Annotated in this window: 15 protein-coding genes and 7 pseudogenes; 15 read left to right on the top strand and 7 right to left on the bottom strand. The window is 59.0% G+C overall.

What is annotated here, in order from left to right; genetic code table 11:
• Window positions 1–43 precede the first annotated feature (43 nt).
• Both EN824_RS18750 and EN824_RS18760 read right to left on the bottom strand, forming a co-directional pair.
• A pseudogene (locus EN824_RS18750) lies at window positions 44–295 on the bottom strand (IS66 family insertion sequence element accessory protein TnpB); the annotation flags it as partial.
• 234 nt (window positions 296–529) lie between these two features.
• A pseudogene (locus EN824_RS18760) lies at window positions 530–792 on the bottom strand (IS3 family transposase); the annotation flags it as partial.
• Window positions 793–797: 5 nt separating this feature from the next.
• Here EN824_RS18760 and EN824_RS18765 point away from each other — a divergent pair.
• Window positions 798–1072 (top strand): annotated as a pseudogene (locus tag EN824_RS18765) (IS630 family transposase); the annotation flags it as partial.
• A gap of 459 nt (window positions 1073–1531) precedes the next feature.
• Complete coding sequence (locus EN824_RS18770) at window positions 1532–3649, top strand: S9 family peptidase (RefSeq protein ID WP_189342123.1); 2118 nt, start codon at window positions 1532–1534, stop codon at window positions 3647–3649.
• Window positions 3650–4367: 718 nt separating this feature from the next.
• Here the strand turns inward: EN824_RS18770 and EN824_RS18775 are convergent.
• Window positions 4368–4602 (bottom strand): annotated as a pseudogene (locus tag EN824_RS18775) (ATP-binding protein); the annotation flags it as partial.
• 777 nt (window positions 4603–5379) lie between these two features.
• Here EN824_RS18775 and EN824_RS36005 point away from each other — a divergent pair.
• Window positions 5380–5784 (top strand): annotated as a pseudogene (locus tag EN824_RS36005) (tyrosine-type recombinase/integrase); the annotation flags it as partial.
• Between the two features lie 398 nt (window positions 5785–6182).
• On the opposite strand, the gene EN824_RS18785 reads toward EN824_RS36005, so the two are convergent.
• Window positions 6183–6359, bottom strand: a complete 177-nt coding sequence (locus EN824_RS18785) for a hypothetical protein (RefSeq protein WP_245512013.1) — start codon at window positions 6357–6359, stop codon at window positions 6183–6185.
• A 1447-nt stretch (window positions 6360–7806) separates the two neighbouring features.
• Between EN824_RS18785 and EN824_RS18790 the strand changes: the two genes are divergently transcribed.
• Entirely contained in the window at window positions 7807–8577 is a 771-nt protein-coding gene (locus EN824_RS18790) for a hypothetical protein (protein WP_128314537.1), read from the top strand.
• 467 nt (window positions 8578–9044) lie between these two features.
• Window positions 9045–9164, top strand: a pseudogene (locus tag EN824_RS18795) (transposase domain-containing protein); the annotation flags it as partial.
• A gap of 738 nt (window positions 9165–9902) precedes the next feature.
• Here EN824_RS18795 and EN824_RS36670 read toward each other — a convergent pair.
• A complete protein-coding gene (locus tag EN824_RS36670; protein ID WP_189341898.1) occupies window positions 9903–10151 on the bottom strand; it encodes a hypothetical protein in 249 nt (82 codons plus the stop codon).
• 1315 nt (window positions 10152–11466) lie between these two features.
• Window positions 11467–11658, bottom strand: coding sequence for a hypothetical protein (locus EN824_RS18810; RefSeq protein ID WP_245501457.1), 192 nt, complete (start codon window positions 11656–11658; stop codon window positions 11467–11469).
• 269 nt (window positions 11659–11927) lie between these two features.
• Here EN824_RS18810 and EN824_RS18815 point away from each other — a divergent pair, with 269 nt between their 5' ends.
• The 4 genes from EN824_RS18815 to EN824_RS18830 all read left to right on the top strand — a co-directional run bounded on the left by EN824_RS18815 (window position 11928) and on the right by EN824_RS18830 (window position 17686).
• Window positions 11928–13034, top strand: a complete 1107-nt coding sequence (locus EN824_RS18815) for an ABC transporter substrate-binding protein (protein WP_128314536.1) — start codon at window positions 11928–11930, stop codon at window positions 13032–13034.
• A gap of 328 nt (window positions 13035–13362) precedes the next feature.
• Window positions 13363–14361: an ABC transporter ATP-binding protein gene (locus tag EN824_RS18820; RefSeq protein ID WP_128314548.1), complete on the top strand. Its 999-nt coding sequence runs from the start codon at window positions 13363–13365 to the stop codon at window positions 14359–14361.
• Window positions 14362–14377: 16 nt separating this feature from the next.
• Window positions 14378–16159 carry an ABC transporter permease subunit gene (locus EN824_RS18825; protein ID WP_128314535.1) on the top strand — a complete coding sequence of 594 codons (1782 nt, stop codon included), beginning with the start codon at window positions 14378–14380 and terminating at the stop codon, window positions 16157–16159.
• Window positions 16160–16519: 360 nt separating this feature from the next.
• A complete protein-coding gene (locus EN824_RS18830) occupies window positions 16520–17686 on the top strand; it encodes a Xaa-Pro peptidase family protein (protein WP_128314534.1) in 1167 nt (388 codons plus the stop codon).
• 95 nt (window positions 17687–17781) lie between these two features.
• Here EN824_RS18830 and EN824_RS18835 read toward each other — a convergent pair.
• Window positions 17782–17930, bottom strand: a pseudogene (locus EN824_RS18835) (IS630 family transposase); the annotation flags it as partial.
• 770 nt (window positions 17931–18700) lie between these two features.
• Here EN824_RS18835 and EN824_RS18840 point away from each other — a divergent pair.
• From EN824_RS18840 to EN824_RS36015, 6 genes are all read left to right on the top strand, one after another.
• The gene (locus EN824_RS18840) at window positions 18701–20359 is read left to right on the top strand and encodes an ABC transporter substrate-binding protein (protein ID WP_245512012.1); all 1659 of its coding nucleotides are present in this window, start codon (window positions 18701–18703) and stop codon (window positions 20357–20359) included.
• 64 nt (window positions 20360–20423) lie between these two features.
• On the top strand, window positions 20424–21359 hold the full coding sequence (locus EN824_RS18845) for an ABC transporter permease (protein ID WP_135932613.1): 936 nt from the start codon (window positions 20424–20426) through the stop codon (window positions 21357–21359).
• A complete protein-coding gene (locus tag EN824_RS18850) occupies window positions 21356–22288 on the top strand; it encodes an ABC transporter permease (RefSeq protein ID WP_135932614.1) in 933 nt (310 codons plus the stop codon). The genes EN824_RS18845 and EN824_RS18850 overlap by 4 nt, the downstream gene beginning before the upstream one ends.
• Window positions 22285–23292: an ABC transporter ATP-binding protein gene (locus EN824_RS18855; RefSeq protein WP_128314744.1), complete on the top strand. Its 1008-nt coding sequence runs from the start codon at window positions 22285–22287 to the stop codon at window positions 23290–23292. The genes EN824_RS18850 and EN824_RS18855 overlap by 4 nt, the downstream gene beginning before the upstream one ends.
• Complete coding sequence (locus EN824_RS18860; RefSeq protein WP_128314743.1) at window positions 23285–24289, top strand: ABC transporter ATP-binding protein; 1005 nt, start codon at window positions 23285–23287, stop codon at window positions 24287–24289. The genes EN824_RS18855 and EN824_RS18860 overlap by 8 nt, the downstream gene beginning before the upstream one ends.
• Window positions 24279–24515, top strand: coding sequence for a hypothetical protein (locus tag EN824_RS36015; protein ID WP_245501483.1), 237 nt, complete (start codon window positions 24279–24281; stop codon window positions 24513–24515). The genes EN824_RS18860 and EN824_RS36015 overlap by 11 nt, the downstream gene beginning before the upstream one ends.
• The last annotated feature ends 288 nt before the right edge of the window (window positions 24516–24803 follow it).

Here is a 24803-nt window from a genome sequence, read left to right on the forward strand (position 1 = left end):
TCGACGGGATGACTGGCGACCAACACCTTCACGCCAGCCGGGATCATGCCTTGCGAACCGCCCGGATGATCCGCACCAGCTGCTCCTCATTGATATCGGCACCGGCGCGAATGACCACGCCACCCAGCTCGATCTCCACCGACGCAGACGCTGTCGGGGTGACCTCGACAAAGCCGAGCCGAGCCGTATCCCGCTGCGGCCTGACCGCACCGCTCTTGATCGCATTCCGCCGCCAGCCAAACAGCTGCGAACTCGCCAGTCCAGCCTGGCGCGCGATCGCCGACACGTTCGCACCGGCCTCAGAGACTCTTCAACCAGCCGTGCCGGCGCGCCACCGCCGACACCACCGCACCCGGCGTGAACGTCTCCTCCAGGATCCGCGCCCGCTGGCTCAAGTCTATGGTCAAGTCTGGAGACAAACGATCCTCCAAATCGGATCGTCAAGGGTGCCTCGTCACGCCGGCGCAAAGAAGGTGCGGTCAGGGCCCCGCTTAATGTAGTGCCACTCGACGCGATGGTCCTTCGATCAGGCCAGGATTGCGTTCGAGGTGAACTCCGTCCCGTGGTCAGACACGATCATGCCCGGCTGCGCGTCACGTCACCGACGATGTTCAGCACGCGGAAGCGCCGCCCGCAGGCGAACTGGTCATGGACGAAATCCAGCGACCAGCGTGCATTCGGCCGAGCCTCGACCAGGGTCGGGGCTCGTGTGCCGACCGCCCGGCGCGCACGACGCTTGCGCACGTTCAGCCCTTCCTTACGGTAGAGCCGATAGATACGGTTGATCCCCGACGGCTCTGGTATTCGACAATGCCTCACGCTACAAGACGCTGGTGCATGACTGGTTAACGAAGCGGCCGCGCTGGGATCTGCACTTCACCCCGACAAGCGCTTCTTGGCTAAACCTGGTGGAATGCTGGTTCTTGATCCGGACGCGGCGCTGTCTCCAACGGGGCACCTTTGCCAGCACCAACAGCCTGAAAGCTGCAATGCCTGGATCAAATCCGCCGACGAGATCCTCGTCAGCATTAAACGCCTCTGCCAACGCACTTTGACCTCGCACCACAGTTAGTCTTCCAGATATGTGCACCGGCCTGCCTTGCCACCGAGGTGAGCATTGATCATCTGGATTCTCGATAGCTGGGATCTTCATTCTATGCTTGTCAATTCAGAGATGACCTTGCAAGTCTAACCAGTGGCAAGGCAAGGGAGCTGCTGCGAGCTCCTAGGTATATGAGGCCATAGCCTGTGTTGCGGGCTAACCGGCGGTGAAATTGAGAGAGAATTGAAGAATAACTGAGAACCGTATGAATGCTTGCCATGCGCTTTGTCTCCGTCTGACAGCAGGCAATGTTGCGCGCCGCACGCGACACCGCCGAAAATCGGAAAGAGAAAGATGCTGGCGATCTCGCGCATGGATCGCTGAGCGGTTTGCCGCTAATTGTCTGGGAGGAAAGTTAATGCACAAACTAAGTTGTTCGCGGACTGCCGCAGGAAGCCTTGCTCTTGTTTTTCACGTGAGAGCCGTCTGATGGGAGATAAGCGCCTTCAGCCACCGCTTCTCCGTGCCGAGCCGCGGATCCGGGTCCTTCATGACGACGTCACGATTGACCGGTACAGATGGCTTTGCGACCGGGACAATCCCGATGTCCTCGCGTATCTGGCAGCCGAGAACAGCTACGCGGAGCAAGCGACAGCTCACCTGACAGGGCTCAAGGCGGAGCTCATCGCTGAGATCGAAGGGCGTCAGCTTTGCGAGGGCACGCCGCCACCATTCCAAGTTGGGCCTTTCGAGTACTTCCAAAGACACGAGCAGGACCTGTCTCACCCGGCGTGGTGGCGCCGGCCGGCGACCGGCGGCTCGGCCGAGCTTGTCTTCGACCCCAACGCGATTCCCGGGGCCGAGATCTTCTATTCGCTCGGTGTGTTCGAGCCGAGCGACGACGGGCGTTACGTAGCGTTTAGCTTCGATCTCATCGGTAACGAGCACTACGAGTTGAGAGTGCGGGACATGACCGACGGCCGCGAGGTCTGGCGCGGCTCGGGTCGCGCCAGGCAGGTTGTCTGGGCCGCCGATAATCACACGCTGCTTTTTACACGGGTGCGGGCTGACCGGCGGCAGTGCGATCAGATTGTCCGCTTGGACGTCGAGGCCTGCAGGTCTGAGGTGGTGTTCGAGGAGGCCAACGAGCGACTGGATTTGATGGTGCGGCGTTCTGATAGCGGCGCCTGGTTGTTCCTCGACTTACATGCTACCTTGGACGAGTCCTGTTGCGTTCAACGCGGCGCTGCAGAGGTGTGGTGTCTTCCCGCTGACGAGCCGGGAGGCAAGTGGCGCCGGATCGTGGGGCGTAAACTCGGGCACGAGGTCTTTGCCGAGCATTGGGGCGAGAGTTTTCTGTTTCGTGTGGACGACGCTGGACCGTACTGGCGGCTTGTCCGTGCGCCGATAGATGACCCGTCACCGGCGTGCTGGGAGGAGGTCATTCCACATCGAGCGGGCGTGATGCTCGATGAGATCCACGTGCTCGAAAACCACCTGGTTGTCCTGGAGCGAGAGGGCCTTCGTCCTCGCTTGGTCTCGCGGAACGGAAGCGGGCGGGTCGAAGCCACGATCGCTCCCGACGAGCCGAGTTGCAGCCTTACGGTCGGGCTATCGCCAGATGGTCACTATTCGGTCGCACGGCATCCGTTCCGAAGTTCGAAGTTGATCTACTCGGTTAGCTCATTCGGGACGCCCGATACCGTCGTCGAGCATGATCTCGCCAATGACCGATCGGCAGTCTTGTACCAGGCCCGTGTCGCGGGATATGACCCTACTCAATATATCGCGACAGTCGTCATGGCGGAGGCGGAAGACGGCGTTCAGGTCCCGATTTCGTTGGTCGCGCGGCGTGATCGAACGAGCCCGGGGCCGGTATTATTGAATGTATACGGCTGTTACGGAAAACCGAGATGGCCCTCGTTTTTCCCTTGGCCCTCATCCATGACCCAGCGTTTGAGCCTGCTCGATCGCGGAGTTGCTTTCGGCATCGCGCACGTACGAGGGGGCGGCGAGCTCGGACGTCCATGGCACGAGGCAGCTACCCGCGATCGAAAACGTATCACCCACACAGATCTGATTGCCGCTGCCGAGGGGCTCGTTGAGCAGGGGTTCGCCACCCGCGACGGTATTGTCATTGAGGGAAAGAGCGCTGGTGGGGGTACCGTGCTTGGCGCGGCCCTCTTACGTCCCGACTTGTTCCGCGCAGTGCTCGCTGAGGTTCCGCTTTCCGACATCATTGATACCGAAATGGATTTTACGATGCCGTGCGCACTAGTGGAAACGGTGGAGTACGGAGATCCCCACGTTGCCCACGAATATGAGTTCATGCGGAGCTACGACCCATACTACAACCTCAGCGCCGATCGCCCCTGCCCGCCGACGTATGTCGACGCCGCGCTCTACGACGGCGCGGTGCTCTATCACCAGCCCGCTCGCTATGTAGCGCAGCGTCGGTTTTGTGCAGCCGATCGCGACCCTGAGCTTGTCTTCCGCGTGCGGACTGTGGGCGGCCACAGCGGTGCCTCACATGGGGCTGGCATAGCCGACCAAGCGGCATTTCGCATGGCCTGGGCGCTCGACCAACTCCGACGGCCGAGCGGCTGAGCGGAGTAAGCAAGCGTCTGCCCCGGCTGATCAGATCGTCAGCTGCGCCGGCCAAGCCAAGCCCGGCGGCCGCACAATCCGCGTGTGATAACAAGGGTTCTCGCGGTCATTTCGCTGCACCCGGCGCGCGTTGCGGCGAGCGAAAGGCCGATCCTTATCCGAAGCCCAGCGCCGAGCTGCGCGTCAGCCGTCGGCGGAGGTCACGGCATCGGCCCGGCATGACGTTTGCCGCGGTCGGGCGATCAGATCGTAGCCTCCTGCCGCATACGGCGGCTTTTATCTCGCGCATGGGCGGACGCGGCAGGGGAGTGCCCGTCAGACGGTTTTTGGCCGGCAAATCGACCGACGCCCGCCAGTTCCGTCTCCTCCCATGCGCGCGATCGTTATTGCGAGCGGTTCGATGGACCGGACGATCTTCCGCGCGCCTAATCTTGACAGCGGACATCGAGCGCTGTTCTGCTCGTGGCTGCGGGCATGCAGACCACGCTTAACCATCAGCTCGAAGCGCAGCACCTTCAACCTATCCGCCATGCATTGTCGCCCGACGATAAGGCTCAAGCCGAATACCCCATCTCGGGCGGGTCGAGCCGATCCTCGTCACAGGAGCACGCTGATTCTGCCAATGACCGTGGAATCGGACCCCATGTTTTCGCGCAAAAGGGGGACCTCGGTGGGTGGTGAAGGGCACGGCGGTGAGCGCCCGATCAGGCGAAGCTGGTCAGGGTTGCACAGCCTGATCGGACGCGGGTGATTGGCTTTTCGGTTTTAGCTTTGAGAGCGGCTTTTTGAAGCGCCAGAATTCGTTTCCGGTCTCGATGATCTCGCAATGATGCGTAAGGCGATCGAGCAGCGCGGTGGTCATCTTCGCGTCGCCGGCGAAGACGCTCGGCCACTCGCCGAATGCCAGGTTAGTGGTGATGGTAATCGAGGTGCGTTCGTAGAGCGTCCTTCGCGGGACGATGAATGAGGTGAGTTCGCGAGGATTGCAGTACCGGTCGCATCACAACGATCAGGACCCATCCGATGTTGTTCCGCCTCATTCTTCTGATCCCATCAAGGCGACGGGCGACCGCCGATCCCGCAGAGAAGCAAGACCCTGCGAACGACCTCAGATGCCGGCGAAGCGGAAAGCTCGAAAAGCGCTTGGCTTCAACACGCCGAATAGAGAAGTAACCTTCGGACGGGCAGTGTAGGGCGAGCCACCTCACGAAAGAGGCGGACATACGGTCTTTACGCCTGACGGCCCATCCACGTTCAAGGCTCCTTTCGCGAAACTCCATCGCGGTAACCGGTATGGACTTCCCCGCAGCAATTGTTCACCTGGCGTCGGGCTGCTCGCCGGCCGATGGGGGAGGCAGCGATATCGGTATCCATGTTCGTGCCGGCGGTGGTGACGGCAGCGCCTCCGAAGCCTGCGGCGAAGCATCGGCCACAGCCAAGAAAGCGGGACCCGGCTCGAGACGCTGGTGTGATCGAGCTCGAGATCGACGGCGTCGTGATGCAATGGCCCGGTGCCCATGCCAAGACGGTCGAAGCAGTGATACGCGCTCTGAGGGCAATGTCGTGTCGGGGCCGACTGGTGCGGTCAAGGTCATGGTGGCGACACGGCGCTGGTGCGCAAGACGATCGAGGCCGATCCGTTCTTATGCCTCGGTGTGGCCCAACGCGCGCTGTCGATTCCCATTAAACGGTCGCACATCGGGGTAACGCACCACCTCACCAAGGCCGAAGTGGACACCCTCATCGCGGCGCCCGATCCGAAGACGCCCCGTGGTCGGCGCGACCGAGCCTTTCTGCTCTTCCTGGCACGGACCGGCGCCCGGGTCCCAGAAGCCAAAGGCGTCAACGCAAACGACCTTCAGTTGGAGGGCTCTCACCCGCAAGTGCTGCTGCGCGGCAAGGGGCGCAGAGACCGCGTCGTCCCCATTCCTAAGGACCTGGCGCGCGCGCTGACAACCTTGTTGAGTGAGCGCGGGATCGCCCATCACGAGCCGCGACCGATATTCGTCGGCGCCCGCAACGAGCGCCTGACTCGGTTCGGAGCCACCCATATCGTGCGACGTGCGGCCGCCGAGGCCGTGGCTATCAGGCCTGCCTTGGCCGACAAGCCCATATCGCCGCACATCTTCCGGCACTCCCTCGCCAGGAGGCTTCTCCAGTCCGGCGTGGACCTTTTAACGATCCAAGCCTGGCTGGCACGCACAGGTCGCCACAACCCACCGCTATGCCGCCGCGGATGTCGAGATGATGCGCAAAGGACTCGAGAAGGCGGGGGTCACCGACGATCCCGGCGTGCGTTTCCGACCGAACGACGCCGTTCTGCAACTGCTGAACTTCATTTGAATATTATGTGGCGGAGGCAAGCTGGGTTTGGCCGGCCGCGAAAGCGGTCAGGGCGGCTCCGCCACATAATCTCGCCCGACCCATAAGAACGGATCCGAGCCGGGATCGCGCTCCAGGGCCAGAAGGCCGTCGGGACCTTTTCTAAAATCGACGGGATGACTGGCGACCAACACCTTCACGCCAGCCGGGATCATGCCTTGCGAACCGCCCGGATGATCCGCACCAGCTGCTCCTCATTGATATCGGCACCGGCGCGAATGACCACGCCACCCAGCTCGATCTCCACCGACGCAGATGCTGTCGGGGTGACCTCGACAAAGCCGAGCCGTATCCCGCTGCGGCCTGACCGCACCGCTCTTGATCGCATTGCGCCGCCAGCCAAACAGCTGCGAACTCGCCAGTCCAGCCTGGCGCGCAATCGCCGACACGTTCGCACCCGGCTTCAGAGACTCCTCAACCAGCCGTGCCGGCGCGCCACCGCCGACCAGCGCCGCCGCGGACGCTGCGGGCTTGCGTCCAGCCGGTTCGCAACCGCCTCAAGGACATGAAAAGTTCTATCATTAGGCATAGGCGCAGACATAGAAATTGACACTGCAAGCTCCTCGGCTTCTTCAGTGTCATCATTTCTCGCCCATCATCTCATGTCGCGCCAGATGGGGTCCGCTTCACGCTTACGTATTAGGTGCCAGCCCAGGACTATAATCTGGTTGCAGATTCGATGCGCTTGTATTCATCACCGCCATGCGGGCCATCTCAGGTGAGGCGTCGAGCTTTCCAGTGGAGCGCGACGAATTAGGCGATCCACCCGACGGAAGGCTCAAGCTATCATCAATTAGGGGCGCTCATCTGAGTGATCCGCTAGGATATAGTTAGGCAAACTCGCATGCCTGGTATCAAATATGCTCAAGAGGCAGCAGGTACGCTCATACCTGCACCGCGCGCAGTTCCGGATTAACAATACATGGCGAGGTCCCTAACGGTCTGTCGCAGAAACGCGACCACGCTGATTGCGCGCATATACAACTCGCAAGCAAGCCTTGCATAGCGTACGCCTCCAGCGAAAACCGCCTTGCAGGAGCATGGCACGGAGCCAGGCTGCGCTCTTAAGGTCGCCCTTACGAGCCAATAGTTAGCAGCACAGCATGAGCCATGTGACGAGTCGGATTTGCCGATACTGAACTCAAGCCGCGCTGGATCTGCAATCGAGATGGCATCAATACAAAAACTGAATTTGACACAGATCGCTACGCGACCATTAGTAAATAGCGATGAATTCCCGTGGAATTCATTAGCTGCAGGCGGAGGAATTCGTTCGGACTGAAACCGCGATTGAGAACAATGGTAAGATCATCGATGATCATAGCATTCCCTGCACTGAGTTGCACGCAGAAATAGCTCCGCAATTCAGAATAGAAGCCGAGCGATGGGCCAAGTACCACGCTATATATCCTAATGCACTCATAAGGGAACGAACATTTCGTGCCCCAAAAGCCGCCGATCGTGAAGCTGTTTCGCTCCCACGCCACTGACTAAACGCCATTTAATCCGAGCGCATGCCGCTGTAAAAAGAAGGAATGGTGCCCTTTGGGCGACGCGTAAATCGCTAAAGATACGTGCGCCGTCACCGCGTTAGCGCGTGAACGCGCATGGTTTGCCAGGCGCCTTGGCGGATATGAGCAGCGAACGAAATCCAAGTAGCGGCCTAGAGGTTTTTCGGGTCTTAAGTGTCGAGTGCAGTATCATGGCTTGTGAGGGAAAAAAATAGATGGGACTCATCCCTATCCGCTGCAGCAAACTTTAAAAAGGCAAGTGAAATGCAAAAACAGAATCCCACTAGAAAGATCGGCGCTATTGTTCCTTCTGATGGTACGATCCCCTATGAAATAATTGACGACAGATTTATGAACAAATGGCTCGCTGACCGCAACTTCGAGAACACGGAGTACATTTCTGTTCGCTCACTTGGTGGTAAGGATATATCTGCTGCCACGGAATTTGAATCCTGCGAGCGCGCTACTGCGGAAGATGTGCTGTCGCCGGCTGCACGCAAGTTAGGGAACATGGGATGCGGTTCGGTCATCTGGGCCTGCACAAGCGCCAGTTTCTTTAAAGGACTGCAGCATGCAAAGCGCCAGATTCAGTTCCTTTCTGAAAGTGCCCAAGCGCCCGCTTCAAGCACGGCGATGGCTTTTTTGGCTGCACTGGCGGCCCTTGGTGCGAAGCGTGTGGATATTCTATCGTTGTATGATTCTCAAACCACGAAGCTGTTGGTCACGTTTCTCTCTGAGGCAGGTGTAAGCGTTGGAAAAATCCGGAATATGTATACGCAGAGTGGACAAGGCAATGATGTCGACTGTGGAGCAGAACTGGCAGAGTTCGCCTCCTTAATGCCGATTTCCGATGACCCGATTCTCATTCCGTGTACCGGAATCAACTCCTTGGAACATTTGGAATCTTTTGAGAAAATTTCGGGTCGGCTAGTTATGACAGCCAATCAAGTCACATTATGGCATGCGCTTGTACTTGCCGGGCTTATATCCAGCACCGCAGATCCGCGCTCAACGTTAAGGCTATACGCTCAATGAATGGCGGCGGCGCACTGGGCCGACCGCGACTGGCTCGTGAGCCGACTTGCGCCTTGTTGCGCTGCTTGCATTTGAACGGGGACACCGTTGCTGCGTCGCCGGCAGGGCTGAGCAGGATGACGCCGACTGCCAAAGCCTTGACGAGCTTTGGGAGGCCGAGCACTGCTGTGCGACAACGTCGCCAACAACTCGTCGCACTTCTCGCCGGGGAATGAGCTTGTTCTCAGGCCACGGCGTTGAGCTCGGGAGCCGGGATGTACGCCAAGGCAGCAGGCCCTCGGTCAGGGTGGCCGTTGACGATCCTGGCGAGGAATGGAGCGGTTCGACACCGTTGAGTTTGAAGGTTTATGCCGACCGGCGAACTATGCCGAGCGCCTCGTCCGATCATGGCGGTATGATGCGCTTTGCCCGCCGTTTCGACCAAGAACCCATGGTTGACACTCGGCATAGTTCGCCGGTCGGCATGAACCGCCAAGATGAACCAGGTCGATCCGCACGCCTGGCTCACCGAGTCCCTCGAGCGCATCGCCCATGGCTGGCCAAACAGCGGCATCGATGCCCTCATGCCCTGGAACTACCAGCGCTGAACGGCCTCAGCTTCGCGCTTACCCTAATACCCTGACGCCTAGTACTGATCGCCAGGAAAGCCGGGTCCGCGCCTTCCATGACAGCGCCATGTGTTGGTGACATCGCTGCGTGTTCGACGCCCCCGCTTTGACTGCTTTGACTACGGCCCACGTAGTCCATAAGCGGTGTTCCGGTGGCGCCATCCGGTCCATCTCGCATTTAGATGATGGCTATACACATGCTGTATTTGCCGCTTGGCGTGGAGGAGGCTAACCGTGCCTTAAGGCACAGATCGGCGGCAGATTCGACCTTAGGTCAGCCCCTCACGATTGGCGACCGAAATTCCGGATGCGGGATGTCGGTACGCATACTCAGTTGATCGACGAGATCTTCGGAAGTTGAGTTTGAACAGAGCTTTAGGAGCATCATCTATGGCCTCGCAAAGCGCACGATCTATTGGATTAATCAGTCTAGAAGAGGGGCTACCGCAAGGTGCTATTCCGCCGGCGCCTCCGCGCGGGTCGATACTCGACCCGGCTATATACAATTTTCCGATTATCACGGAGATAGTAGCTGGTGGTTGGGCTGACGTTGTTATTCGCGGCGATGCGTCACTTGAGCCAGCCTGCGTAGCAGCTGCCAGGCGCTTAGTGGAACGAGGCGCGATCGCAATAAGCGCAGACTGCGGCTTCTTTATCCGGCACCAGGCAGCGGTGGCCGCGGCGGTAAATGTCCCCGTGGCGATGTCGAGCCTCCTCTTACTTCCGACGTTGCTCCGGCAGTTGCCGTATACTGCCAAGCTCGCCGTCATAACCGCCGACTCGAGGCATTGCGGCGAAGATCTGCTCGGGATTGCGGATCCGGTCGATCGGGCGAGGGTGATTATCGGCGGCATCGAAGGCGGCAAGCATCTGCAAAACGCGTTGATGCGTCCACCAATCCCGACGGACGTTGCCGACACTGAGAAAGAGGTCAGTGCCTGCATCGCGCAACTCCGCGCTGTCCACCCAGCAATCGCGGGAGTGTTGTTCGAATGTACCGGGTTCCCGGTGGTTACACCCGCGATCCGCCGTAGCATAGGACTGCCCATCTACGATATCACGGACCTATGTAGGCTGACGCTCGCGTCCGTCGTCTGAATATGTTCCATGTTGCGTTTTTTGGGGCGAAGTAACAGCGGCTATCGCGGCGCGCGGGGCGCCAATAGCAATGGCGTTCGGTGGATAAGCGGAACGTTGCAATTCACTTTTCGGACCGTTCCGAACCGGCATTGTTTACTTGTGAGATCGGTGTCGCAAAGACGGGGAAGAAGTCCAAGTTTGTCGGGGCGCAGAAGCGTCGTTGCGCGGCTGGCGGAGGAAGGCCATCCGTGGCGGAAAGGTGTCATCTCGGACGCGAAGTTTCCACAGCTGGAAGGATCCGGTTGCGCGTCATCTCATGAGCAAGCTCGCATGGCTCGATCATGAGCTTCCGAATTTAGGTTTGCGGACGAGCGTTTGAGCAAGCGGCTGCAACTGATGAAATGCAGGAGCGCGCCATGGCAGCCAGCATTCGCCTGATGTACGAGGCTGGCGCGCTGATCGTTTTGGAGAGTCAGGAATCCGAAAGGAAATCAGGGTGGTCAAACGCTCTTTTCCAACGCGACGACGCTAAAGCCTATGTTCATTTTCCTTCCCGCCTCACCGTTTTCCGGCCAGGCCGGGGAGGGCGGAGGCGCGTAAGTGTCACATCTCAGCTTTGCTTCTACCCTTGCAGAGCTCGGCGGTCCTAGTTCCGTCCGGCAGGCTCGCCTTGCTGAAGCCGTTTTTGCCGAGCGATGCCACCATCTCCTCGGAGCCGAGACAGTCCTTCAGCGCGACGTTGAAGGCGTTGACCGAAGCCTGCTCGTTTGGGGATGAGGATGGCGGCGTAGTCGGACTTGGAAGGTGGCGCGTATGAATCGGCCGGCTCGATACTGTCATCCTTATCGGCAAGCGTTTTTATTATATAGAAGTAGTTGCCGCTGATAGTGTCGGCGTGTCCGACCGTCATGGCCTGGAGATCTCCGCCTGCCGGCCACCTGGATGATCTTGTCGTTAGGGATGCCGATTTTTTCGCCTTCGCCATCACAATCAGCCGGCGCCAGGTGACGAAGGTGAGACCTTTGCCCCCCCACATCTTCGCAGGAATGCAGTCCTTCCGGACTGCCATTCCGCACGATCAGCACTGCCGCGACCTTGGCTAGCGGATTACAGCCCGTTGCGGCAGCGTTCGGGCACGATGAACATGCCGCCGGTGATAGATTCCAAGCGACCGGCCTCCAGGCTAGCACGATGGAGCCAGTCACATGGTGCCTATCTTCTTTAGAATGTCCAGCATCGCATTGACCAAGCCAAGCGGCTCGTTGTTCTCACCCGGATAGGCCCAAGGAACCTCGTTGGAGAAGCCGATCCGGATCGTCTCTCCGTTTTGACCTTGCTGAGCGATGAGGCCCGAGCTCAGTGAACGGTCAAATCTGGAGCCCGCTTCCCGCATTAATAGGCCGCGCGAGACCAGCGCGTCAGGGGTAGCGCAGTGTGCCGATGGCGCGCTGCCTGTGCGGAACCATCTCGCTGCTAGATGGTATCATAATAACACTGTATTTGACCCCGAGCCGGCCCGCAGTTGATCATCCAACACAGCCTTTTCTTGGACAGGTTGCGCTGTATGCTGACTTCGGCGCCGCGCCGTCAATAGCTGCCTGCGGTCCAGGATTGGTTTGAAACTGCGCCTACTACTATGCAAGAAAAAGAAGGGGAACAACAATGAACTACTGGATCAACCGCAGACGTTTCCTGCAGGCGACGTCATCCGCTCTCACGGTCGGCGCACTGTCTTCCGTGGCTAGCCAGGCGTCGGCTCAATCATCGGGCGAGTTAACGGTGATGGTAGGCGGCGGCGACTACGGCAAGGCCAATATAAAGGCATATGTGGAACCGTTCGAGGCCGAAACCGGGATTCGAGTAAACCCGATCACCGACGATATGTCTCTCGCGCAACTTGAGCTGATGGTGACCACGAATAACGTTTCAGTCGATGTGGTTACCATGGGCAACGGCACGGCGTCTCCTGCACACAAAAAAGGTCTCTTAGAGCAGATCGATTATTCGATATACAAAAAAGAGGAACTCGATGGTATCGTGGACTTTGGAAAGGAACCGTTCGGCGTTGCCTTCGTGATGTACTCAGTCAATATGGTATATAATACGGATAAGTTTCCTTCAGGCAAACCGCGCCCCAACACCTGGGCTGAGTTCTGGGATGTGAACCGGTTTCCGGGTGTTCGCGCGCTACAGTCGGGCATATACGGGAATGAAGGCCCCTGGGAAGAAGCCCTGCTTGCAGATGGAGTTTCTGCAGATGCGCTCTATCCGATGGATATCGACCGCATTTTTGTCAGTTTGGACAAGATAAAGCCGCATGTCCGCAAGTGGTGGACGAGTGGCTCCGAGATTCAGCAGATGATGCATGATAAGGCTGCCGACCTTCTGCAATCGTATGATGGACGAGCAGTCCTATTGGTAGATCAGGGTGCGCCCATCGAGATCAGTCGCAGTCAGCCCAAGGTAACTTGGGACTATCGAGTAATTCCCAAGGGTGCTCCGAATGCACAAAACGCGCAAAAGTTCATTGAATTTTCCACCCGCGCGGACCGCCAAGCGACGTTTGTGCAAATCTTTCCCATCGGCCCGACAAATCTAAATGCCCATAATCTAATTCCCGAGGAGGTTGGACGCAAGCTTGCCAGTCATCCTGACTACTTGAGAAATAGTATTCGGGTCAACGGGAATTGGTACTCCGATGTTGGAGCGGATGGCTTGTCGAATGCAGAGCGGCTCACTCAGCGCTGGAACGAGTGGATTCTGCTCTAGCCAGCTTTAGAATCGGCAAGGCGGCTACGATCCAGTCGTCAGCTTGCCGACCTGAATGTCTTGATGAGCCACGAGTGTCGGACTCCTTCATTTCGTGAAGCTGGTTGCCCCTTGCTAGCGATTTAGTCATTTTGCAACTTCGCTGCAGCCGACACCGCTATTTTGCGACGCTGATGCGCCCCCAATCAGTCGATGGTGTACGCAGTTGGGTCTTTCTGGAGTATCAACAGTGACTGTGTATATCAGAAATCCGGTCTCACTTACTGAGGTTAACGCATTGGAGCAAAGCGCGGTCCCCGCACAGATTGAATTTCGCAAGGTTACCAAGATGTACGGGCGGGTCGCCGCGGTCAAAGACCTGTCACTGACTGTCCGTCGCGGCGAGTTCCTGACAATTCTCGGCCCGAGCGGTTCGGGCAAGACCACAGCGTTGATGCTGCTTGCCGGGTTCGTAGCGCCCAATGAGGGCGACATCTTGATCGCTGGAAACTCCGTCGCTGCAGTGCCGTCCTACCGGCGCGACCAGGGCATTGTCTTTCAAAGCTATGCTCTTTTTCCCCACCTTACGGTGCGTCGGAACCTTGAATTTCCCCTCGAAATGCGCGGCATGAAGGCTGCCGAGAGGGCAGCTCGGGTCGACCGCATGCTTGAGCGCGTGCATCTTGAGGACTTTGGAGGCCGCATGCCGTCGCAATTGAGCGGGGGCCAGCAGCAGCGCGTGGCGCTTGCCCGAGCGCTGATTGCCGATCCGCCGTTTCTCTTGCTCGACGAGCCGCTCGGCGCACTCGACCGCAACCTTCGCGAGCAGATGCAGGTCGAGATGAAGAGCCTGCACAAAGAGTTTGGCATCACCACCATCTGTGTCACGCACGACCAGGAGGAGGCGCTCACCCTGTCGGACCGCATCGTCGTCATGCGCGCCGGTCGGATCGAGCAGACCGACGCGCCCGAGGCCCTCTACGACCGGCCAGCGACGTGCTTCGTGGCAAAGTTTCTGGGCGAGGCAAACATCCTCGAAAATCCTGGTTTCACTGTCGAATCCGATGCCGCGCAGCCGTTCGGTACCGTGGCTATGATCCGGCCGGAGCGTATTTGTATTAGCCTCCCCAATGCACCAAAGCGGGCCAATGCGGATCAGTGGCAGTCCGTCAGCGGCATCGTCGATGAAATGATCTATTGTGGCCCGTTGCGCAAATACCATGTGCGCGTCGGGAGCACTGTCCTGATCGTGCGCGAGCATGTCGCCTCGGAACAGCAAACGTTCCGGCTGGGCTCGGAGGTGCGCATCCACTGGCTGCGGTGCGACGTTCGTTTCGTCTCATTATAGGCGCTAGGAAATCCGGATGAAGATGTTTCAGACAGTGGGCCGTATGCCCATCGGCCTTACCGTTCCGGCCTTCACGATCCTTTTCGTCGTCTTCGGCATACCAATCATTCTGCTCTTTTTTACAAGCGTCAATGCACCAGCTTTTTCGCTAGCCAACTATCAGGCGTTTTTCAGTCACCCAGCGAATGTTCGCGTGCTCTTGCAGACGATCGAGATAAGCATCGTCGCCACGGGCATCTGCGTCATCATCGGCTATCCCACGGCCTATCTCATCGTCGCCGCCCCGAAGCACCTGCGCGTGGCGCTCGTCGTGCTCGTCATCATCCCCTACCTGACCAGCGCCTTGGCGCGCACTTATGCATGGATCGTCATTCTAGGCGACCGCGGCTTGATCAACCATATGTTGCTCGACCTCGGGTTAATCTCCAGTCCGCTCCCGCTCATCTACAACCGAACGGCAGTCTATATTGGCATGGTGCACATTATGCTGCCAATGATGATCCTGCCACTTGTCAGCGTCATGATGGGCATCGATAAGTCACTGATGGCGGCGGCACGCAGCATGGGCGCGCGGCCACTCACCGCTTTCTGGCGGGTATTTTTCCAGCTCAGCATGCCGGGCGTGCGCAGCGGCGCGGTGCTGGTCTTTGTGCTCTGCCTCGGCTTCTACATCACTCCGGCGGCTCTCGGGGGGCTGCCGGATGCCATGCTGTCGACCTTCATTGCGTCGCAGGTTTCGACCTCCTTCAATATAGCGCGCATCGCCGCATCGGCCTTCGTCCTCTTGGCGGTGGCGGTGATCATGCTATCCATGTTCGGGCTTGATCTCTCCCATAGGCAGGGCAGCGCGGGGCAGCCGGCGCGTAAGCCTTGGCTGAGCCGACGGTCGCCTTTCGGTGCGCTGAAGCGCTGGGTCAATGAGCTTCTCACTCCCATTAGGGCGAAGCGCTGGATAGATCAGCTCTACCGGGCCGGCGGCGACAGCCACTGGCCGAAGATCGTCGGCACGGTATTCGTCCTACTCGTCATGTTCTACCTGCTGTTTCCCGGGCTCGTGGTCGTCATTATGTCATTTAGCGCCGGGACGTTTCTGGAATTTCCTCCCTCGGGCCTTTCCCTGCAGTGGTACCGCTCCTTCTTCGGCGATCCATCCTGGAGAGACGCTGCCTGGACCAGCATCCAGATCGCCGTTGCCGTGGCCATCCTGTCGACCATTGTGGGCACGCTTGCGGCCTATGGGCTCACCCGCACGACCTTTCCGCGGCTGCGCGGCTTCCTGACCATGCTGATCCTGACGCCGATAACTTTTCCGGTCATCGTCGTCGGTATCGCAACCTATCTCGGGCTGGTCAAACTCGGACTGCTAGGCTCGAACACCGGAATCGTCCTGGGTCATAGCATCGGCGCGATCGGCTATGTCGTCGTGATCGTCTCCGCCACCCTGGCGAATTTTGACAGACGGCTTGAGGACGCGGCCAAGAGCATGCGTGCGGGGCCTTTCCAGACGTTTAGGCGGGTGACGCTGCCGCTGGTTCGGCCGGGCATCATCGGCGGCGCCGTGTTCGCGTTCCTCCACTCCTTCGACGAGGTCGTCATCACGTCCCTCATCGGGGGCCTCTCGATTCGTACCCTGCCGCTGAAGATGTGGGAGAACATACGCCACCAGATCGACCCGACGATTGCCGCAGTGGCAACGCTGCTGATGCTATTGCCTGTGCTCTGGCTAATGGTCCTCTATGTCACGTGGTGGCGATCGAAGCTAAGAGAGCAGCCCGCACTTCTGAACTCCGCGATTTAAACGGTCTCCCCACGGTCGGCGGAGACTCGGCCAGATGGAAGCGCGCAAGCCTGTGGCCTTAATATGCCCGAACAGGCTGACAAGGAGGCTGGCACTAACGCGCGCATGATCGAATGTCATCCGGCCACAGTTGTTGCCGGCGGTCATAGCTTTGGAGACCGATGCTTGAGCCGTTGAGCAGGAGCTGAATGCGATTCGAGATTCAGCCTCTATGTTGGAGGTGCGGAAACGACTTGGTAAACCTGAGACTACGGTGGTTTGGCTGATGCTGCCGGGGCTTTTCGCTTGGCGCAGGTGCCGCACGCCGCATCGCGAGCACCACTCCAACTGAACAACGACAATTGATGCGCGGAGAAGATCATGAATGTGAAGCAGATAGCAATCCCCGGCACCGGAACAATATATCCGAGATCCGAATATGAGAAGCGGCAAGAGCGCGTACTCGAAGCTGTGGAACGCGCTGGCCTTGATGGCCTCATGGTAACCGCCAGAAGCCACCTTCGCTATCTGACTGGCTATTCCGGCCAGGGATCTTATTTCAGGCCGTTCCCGCTCATACTATCAACGGGGCGGGCGCCGACCTTTATCGTCCGGGAGTTCGATGAGGGGAATGTCAGGGCAAATAGCTGTATCGACAAGATAGTGCCCTTCACCGAGGGATATGAGTGGCGCACGGTTTGCGCTGATGTTCTGCGGCGACATGGCCTTGACCATAAGCGAGTCGGGATGGAACTCGATTGCTGGGGCCTAGCCCCGGCGGACGTGACCGCGCTACAAGCGGCCTTGCCCAATGTGAAGATCGTTGATGCGGGCAGGCTGGTCGCGTCAATCGCGGCCGTGAAGGACGAAATCGAAATTACGGCTGTGCGCGAAGCGGCCGCCATGACGGATCTCGCTATCATCACATTCCAGGAATCGCTTCTGGAGGGGGTCACCGAAAGCGAGGTTGCCGCAAAGATCCGCAATCGGGTTTCAACCGCCGGTGGGGAGGACATACAACCCGAACATTTGCATATGGTCTTCGGCGAACGCCTGCGGGTGCCGCATCAGGAGCCGGACAAGTATCCGATCGGGATAAACGAGGGGGCCTTTATCGAAGTCAGCGGGACAAAAAATGACTATGTCGCCCCATTGTGCCGGTCCGCTGTCGTGGGGCGCCATCCCGGGCTCGAAGCGCTGTACGAAATTTCGTCGGAGGCTTTGGACGCGGGTATCGCCATCATGAAACCGGGTGCCACGACCGGCGCCGTGAATGCGGCTATCCGCAGCGTGGTTCAACGATCCACGCACCCGCACGCTCTTCGCAGCAGGACCGGCTACCAAATTGGAGTGTATTGGAACGAACGCGGCAACATCAGCATAGAACCAAGGACTGAAGATATCCTGGACGTCAATATGACGTTCCACCTGCCGATTATTCTCTTCGACGAGAATGGCTATCAGATCGGTTGCAGCGAAAGCGTTTTGATAACGGAGCAGGGGGCTGAAATACTTGGCAAAGTCCCACGAACCATCGATAGAGCCTAGTACTCGAAAACATCACGTGAGGCTAGTCCACAGACCGGCCGCACAGCCCGAACGCTTTAAGCTTAATCCGCTCCGGCAAATGCCGGGACTAAACACGCGCCGAGGAAGGTAAGCGGGCGCCAGTGGCCGTGCGGAGCCAAGACGCGTAGCCGCTTACCCTTGGTCTCAATCTCGGACCGGAGCGTTGGTCATGATCCAGGTTTCGTTTGACGAAGACCAGGCGCTGCGGATCGAGGCCGCTCTGCCAGGAGCAGCCGCATCGTGCCTTTATCGTTGAGCAGATCAATCGGCCAATCAGAGTTCTGAACTGACGCGCTGCATCGACTGAAGGACGAGTTGGCAGCGCGCGGGGTCAAAGCCTCGCACGAGCGGTGTGGCTGTTCCTGCGGCGCGAGGGCCCGAGCTTGGAAAAGCTCTGTTCGCCCTTGAGCAGGCGCGCGCTGATATTGCCCGCAGGTGCTAGCGATGCGAACGGCAACGCGCGGGTGATTGCGGTCGGCTGGTTTTTGGCTTTTACCCTGTCAAAGACACCTGAACTCCCGACGACATGGCCACGCGGCATCTGGAGTATTGGGTCCGGCGCGCTCGACTACGACGAGCCAGATGAGCTGGTCGGACGTGGAGCGGCAGGATCGGACTTGCGGAGATGGAGAGGTCCTCAATGGTGTCATCAGGCACCAAAACGATCGCGCCAAGAACTCTGAACTCGCGACAGAATCGGCATCAGCTCCAACGGGCGCCAATGCTTTTGGCAGGCAATGCCAAAGCATAGAGATTGGCGGCACGCCCATTCGCGATTTCAAGCGGATTCAACATAATCCGGCCCTAGACCATTCTACCGGCTTGCCTCGGCCGTCATCGAACACGGATGCCAACTATCATCTAGATTCTAGATGGTTGCGATATCGTTTCTATGTTTGCCAATTCCGAGGCCGCAACCCAGTAATAGGACAAAGGCTACGACATCAACAGTGTAGGCTGGGATGCCCGTGTCATGGGGTGGTGGAGGTAAGAATGAACACGTACATATCTAGTCGTCGAGTAGTCATGAAGGCAATGCTAGCGATGTCGGCGGCGCCTTGGATGTTGAGCACTAAGGTCTTCGCTTCGTCTTCATGCGACGATCATGTCGTCCGGTTTGGCGGAATCTTGTCCCCCGACACGATGAACCCATTTGCGTCATGGGCCTCCTGGCAGCCATTGGTCTGCACATATGATTTTCTGGTCTGCGTGGATGCCCAGCGCCACCCCGACCGACGAGGATTTGCCAAAGAGTGGTCGGTTGCTGACGACAACCTCACGTGGACCTTTAAGATTTGGCCAGGTATGAAGTGGTCGGACGGCCAGCCTGCCACGGCTAGGGACGCTGCATTTACCTACAACTACCTGCTCGGGTCCATCGGCAAGCCCGACGAACTCAATGTCGGCGAAAACAGCACTGCTGACATGCAGAAAGTCGAGTCCATCACGGCCATCGACGACGAGACGCTTCGAATCGTGACTAAGACCCCCACTCGATGGCCGATTGATAATTTTACTATGATCGTCCCTCAACACATTTGGAAGGACGTCAGCTATGCGGATGCACGCAGCACCTTCCGCAATGATCCGCCGCTGGTGGGAACGGGGCCGTTGATTGTTCAGGAATTTCAGCAGGGCCAGTTCGTCCGCTTCACGCCAAACCCGCACTTCCGTTCGGGCAGGCCATCTACGGCCGGCATGATCATGAGCTTCTTCAATACAGCCGATCCTATTGCTCAAGGTCTGAAGAGCGGCAGCCTCGATTTTGGTATCAGTCTGACGGCGGCGCAGTCGGCTGACCTTTCCAAGAATCCTGCAATCAAAGTCGTGGAAACGCGGTGTGAGCAGGTAAATTATCTTGCCTTTAACACCGCGTCCGGTAAGGGAGCCGGCAGTAGCAAGGCCCTTCAGGACCCGGCGTTTCGTGATGCGATTGGCTACGCAATTGACCAGAAGGCTATTGTCGATCGAGCCTTCCGCGGGCTCGCCGAGCCCGGTGTTGGACTGGTGCCGCCATCCGCAGCTGACTACTACTCTGATCTGAACGACGTTAGGCGCCATTTCGATTTGGCCGAAGCCGGTCGCCGGCTTGATGATGCAGGATATCTAGACTCGAATGGCGACGGAATTCGAGAGGACAAGGACGGAAAAAGATTCCAGCTTGAGCTCATTACTGGCACCGTCTCGGGCAAGCTTGAGATTCCAATGGCGGCCGTGCAGCTTATTGCTGGCTGGCTCGGGCAAATCGGAATTCCCGTATCAGTAACCCAACTCGAAGCCGGCGCGTTGAGCGCCCGTACTGAAACGTCAGCGGATAGCGGCGGCTGGGATCTACTCGTCGCCGCAGCTTGGCCGTCACCTACCCCCGATGATCTGCTGCGTGGATTTAGCAGCGGGGCTCACGCAAACAGAGCGTTCTGGAGTAATGAAAAGTTCGACGCGATCTTGTCGGAGGTCGAGGTCACCTTGGACCTAAAGAAGGGCCAGGAGCTGGTAGATCAGGCCGCACGGCTGGTTTACACCGAAGCGCCTTATATAACGTTGTGTTACCCCTTCTTGCTCGAAGCCTATCGCAAGGATTGCTTTGAGGGATGGGGGGAGGACATATCACTGTGGAGTTATTATCCTTTTGATCGCTTGAGGTCGGCCTAAAGTGGGTCGTGGACAAGGAGGCCGGGCAAGCCGGCATCTCGGGCTTATCCTGATAAGGGCGGCCATGACACTTCTGATGGTGGCGATTCTGAATTTTATCCTATTCAGAGTCATCCCGGGCGATCCTTCGTCGCTTCTGCTTGGTGGGGCACGCATCAGCGTGACCCCTGAGCAGATTGAGGCACAGCGCCAAAGCTGGGGCCTTGACCGGCCGATGTTCCCTGATCAGGTGGTCGACTACTTGTCGGCAACTATGCAAGGTGATCTGGGCTACAGCTTTAAGTTCAGGGGTAGGCGTGTCGCTGACCTGATTTTGGAGCGCTTGCCAGCCACCGTCGCCCTAGTCGGTCTAGCCCAGGTCATCGCCATCCTATGCGGTGTCATGCTTGGCCTTTATGCGGGTTGGCGCAGAGGAGGAGCCATCGACCATATCACCACCGGCACTTCACTGGCGCTCTATTCTACGCCGGCGTTCTGGCTGGGCATGCTCCTGGTTGTGATCTTCAGCACGGCATTGGGTTGGTTGCCGGGCTATGGTGCACATTCGCCTGGCGCTGTCAGCGGTTCCCTTGATTGGTTGCTCGATTACTTGCGGCATCTCGCGCTGCCGGTCGCTGCGGTGGCGCTTGGGCTGATCGGCCAGTACGTTGTAGTCGCACGTGCCGCGATGAGTGACGTTGTCACCGAGGACTACATGGTAACCGCGCGGGCCAAGGGGCTGACCAACGGTCAGATGCTAATGCGTCATGCATTTCGCAATGCAATGCTGCCGGCCGTAACCCTGATTGCCCTTAATCTTGGCTACGTGGTCGCCGGTGCCATCACCGTCGAAGCCGTATTCGCCTGGCCGGGCATCGGAGGGCTGACCGTGGAAGCGCTGAATGCACGCGACTACCCTGTCCTTCAAGGCATATTCCTGTTGCTTGGTGCGTCGATCGTTGTTGCAAACCTCGTAGCCGATCTCGCCTATGGCCTTCTTGACCCGCGAGTCCGCCAATGAGCGAAAGTACAGTTCGATATTCCCCGCGAGGCCGGACGCGAGCGATAAAAAGCTTTCTGTGTCAATTTCTTGGCCACGGCGGTGCTCAGGCGGGCCTCGTATGTCTGGTCTTCTTTCTTGTGCTGGCTGCCGCCCCAAATACCCTTGTGGGACCGCTCCAAACTGCAATCAACGCAACGGGCGATTTCCTCGTTCCCCCATCAGGCGAGCATCTGCTGGGGACGGACGAGGTGGGGCGGGACGTGCTCAATCTGGTCGTCCATGGTGCCCGGATCTCGCTCACGATCGCGCTGCTGGCGACCGTCATCAGCCTCGTCGTCGGCACTTCGGTTGGTATCACCGCTGGCTACTACGGTGGCAGGGTTGACGTATGGCTGATGCGCCTGACGGATTTCTTTTTGGTCATGCCGTCCTTCGTGCTGGCACTGGTCATCACACCCGTGGTGCTCGAGGTGATGGGGCGCGGGGGAGACATCCTAGGCTTTCGTCCTTCTCTTTTCGTGATCATTGTCGTTATCGGAATGACGAGCTGGGCTTTTGTTGCACGGATCGTTCGCAGCCAAACGCTGTCGCTTAAGGAGCGAACATTCGTTGATCGCGCGCGGGTTGTGGGCAGCAGCAATATCGTCATCATGGTAAAGCACATCCTGCCCAACCTGCTGCCGCAAATCGCGGCCAACGGCGCGCTGGTCGTCGCCGGCGCAATCTATGTCGAGACATCGCTCTCGTTCCTCGGGCTAGGCGATCCGTTGCAGCCTTCATGGGGCACTTTGCTTGCGCTCGCTCAACGCGCTGGAGCCGCTAGCGCCGGAGCCTGGTGGGACCTTGGTGCCCCAGGAGTATGCGTCCTTACGGTTTCGCTTAGCTTCGTCCTGATCGGCAATGCCCTCGACGACACCTTTAACCCACGGCGCAGGGTGATCCCATGACAAACTCGTCCCAGGACAACGTACCGCTTCTGGAGGTCGACAGGCTCTCTGTCGATTATGGGCTCAAGGGCGTTTCATCGCGTGCGATCGACCGCGTGAGCTTCGCGCTGCGGGCCGGAGAGGCGGTTGGCCTCGTCGGTGAATCGGGCAGCGGGAAGACTACGACTGCAATGGCGATCGCGAGTCTGCTTTCACCCAACGCGCGGGTCAACGAGGGCGAGGTACGATATCGCGGGAAGCGACTGCCGATCGATGACGATGCGGCGATGCGGCCACATCGTTGGAGTGAAACGTCCGTTGTCTTCCAGGGCGCGATGAATGCGCTTAATCCTGTTCACCGCATCCTCAAACAAATAGCCGAGCCATGCATGCTGAAGCTCGGCATGTCGCGTGGCGAGGCGACCGCGCGGGCAAGAGAACTGCTCGAGCTTGTCGGCATTCCGGCGGATCGCGGAAGCGCCTATCCGCACGAATTGTCGGGGGGTATGCGTCAAAGGGTGATGATTGCCATGGCGCTGGCATGTCGCCCCTCGATCGTCATTGGCGATGAGCCGACCACGGCGCTCGACGTCATCACTCAAGCTCAGATCCTGAAGCTGCTGGGTGAGTTGCGATCGCGACTTAACCTTGCCCTCATTTTGATCACCCACGATCTTTCCGTGGTGGCTGAGGCTTGTGACCGCGTGATGATCATGTACGCGGGTCGCATCGTCGAGGACGGCACTGTCGCCGATATCTTCGCCCAGCCCAAGCACCCCTACACCAGACTGCTGATCGACTCGATCCCGAACCCGGCGAGCGGCAAACGGATTATTCGGCCAATACCCGGCGATCCCCCCAACTTGATGAATCGGCCATCGGGCTGCGCCTTCCATCCGCGTTGCCCGTCGGCCATGGCGGTTTGCGTGACCGAAGTCCCTAGTTTCGATGAGTGCGGACAGGGACGTGTGGCCTGTCACCTTCACCGGTCCTCGCAAGAAGACAAGGTTGCAGTCCATGCCTGACACCGCCGATATACTGCGTCTTGAGAGCATGCAGGTCCATTTTCCTATCCAGGGCGGGCTGTTCGACCGTGTCCTGGGCCGACCTGCGGGCGCCGTACGCGCGGTGGATGGGATTGACCTCAACATCGGACGGGGTGAGATCGTCGCCTTAGTCGGAGAATCGGGAAGCGGTAAGACGACGGTAGGCCGCGTCATTACCAAGCTTGCCCAGCCAACAGGCGGCAGGTTGTTGTTCGAGGGCGAGGATATGACCTCGGTGCGTGGCTCTTCAGCCCTGCGTCCTTACCGGCATCGCGTGCAGATGATCTTCCAGGACGCTTATCAGGCGCTTAACCCGCGGCACACCGTGTTCGATGTCGTGGCGGAGCCATTGCGGTCACTGCGACTGGTCGACAACGCCAGTCAACTCGCCGACCGGGTGAGTGAAGCGCTTGCAGCGGCCGGCCTCAACCCTCCCGGTGATTTCTTCGCCCGCTTCCCGCACGAACTGTCTGGCGGGCAGCGCCAGCGGGTCGTGATTGCTGGAGCGCTTGCCGTCAGGCCGGAGCTCATCGTTGCTGATGAACCTGTCTCGATGCTTGATGTCTCGATACGCGCGCAGATTCTTCAGGTCCTGGTTGACCTGCGCGACAAGCACAATATGGCGCTGCTATTCATCACCCACGATCTTCCGCTCGCCTGGTCGATCGCCGACCGGATAGCAGTCTTGTATCTTGGAAAATTGGTCGAGATCGGCAGCGCCGACGAGATCACATTCAACCCCCGCCATCCGTATACCGTCGCCTTGCGCAACGCGACGCCGCAGATTGGCGGCAACGCAGATCGCGGCAAGCTGCCGGCCCTGCAAGGGGAGGTTCCAAGCGCCGCCCGCGTGCCGAGGGGCTGCAGGTTCCATCCTCGCTGCCCGCTGGCATTCGACCGCTGCCGGGAAGAGGAGCCGCCGGCTATCGAAGTCGGGCCGCAGCACTTGTCAGCGTGCTGGCGAAGTGAATGCTGACGGCTTTGTTGCAACGGCTGAATTAGGATTCAAGGTGATTGGCGACCTGCTGGACAGCCAGCAGGCACACGCCGGTGCCGTCGAAGTAGACGAGCTTGATCCGGTCGGCGCGCTTCGCCCGGAAGACGTAGACCGCGCCGGAGAACGGTTATGTGGCGCGCCACATAATGCAGAGCGTTTTTTAGCTTGGCGTCGCGCAGAAAGGCGGGTGGCGAAAGCGCGCTGAGGTGGATCGCGACGGTGAGCTAAAAACGTGTTGGACTAAGCCGCCGGCACGGGTGGCGGCTATGGGCGTTCAATTGAGGCCATGCCTATGAACAGGCGTGGCGTGCGCGCGGATGCGGTCGTGGCGCGGCTATCGCAAGGGGTCGCGTTGTGCGCCGAAAGCGGCACGGATATGGGTTCGGCAAAGTGAGGACCGGCGTCGCGCCTTGCCCGGCAAAGGCAGCCGGGGGTGACGGCGCGCAGCTTCGCGGGACCGACTCGGTTTCCGGCCGAACGGCTCGTGCGATGC

The sequence above is a fragment of the Mesorhizobium sp. M8A.F.Ca.ET.181.01.1.1 genome (genome assembly GCF_004792025.1).
Classification (GTDB): Bacteria; Pseudomonadota; Alphaproteobacteria; order Rhizobiales; family Rhizobiaceae; genus Mesorhizobium.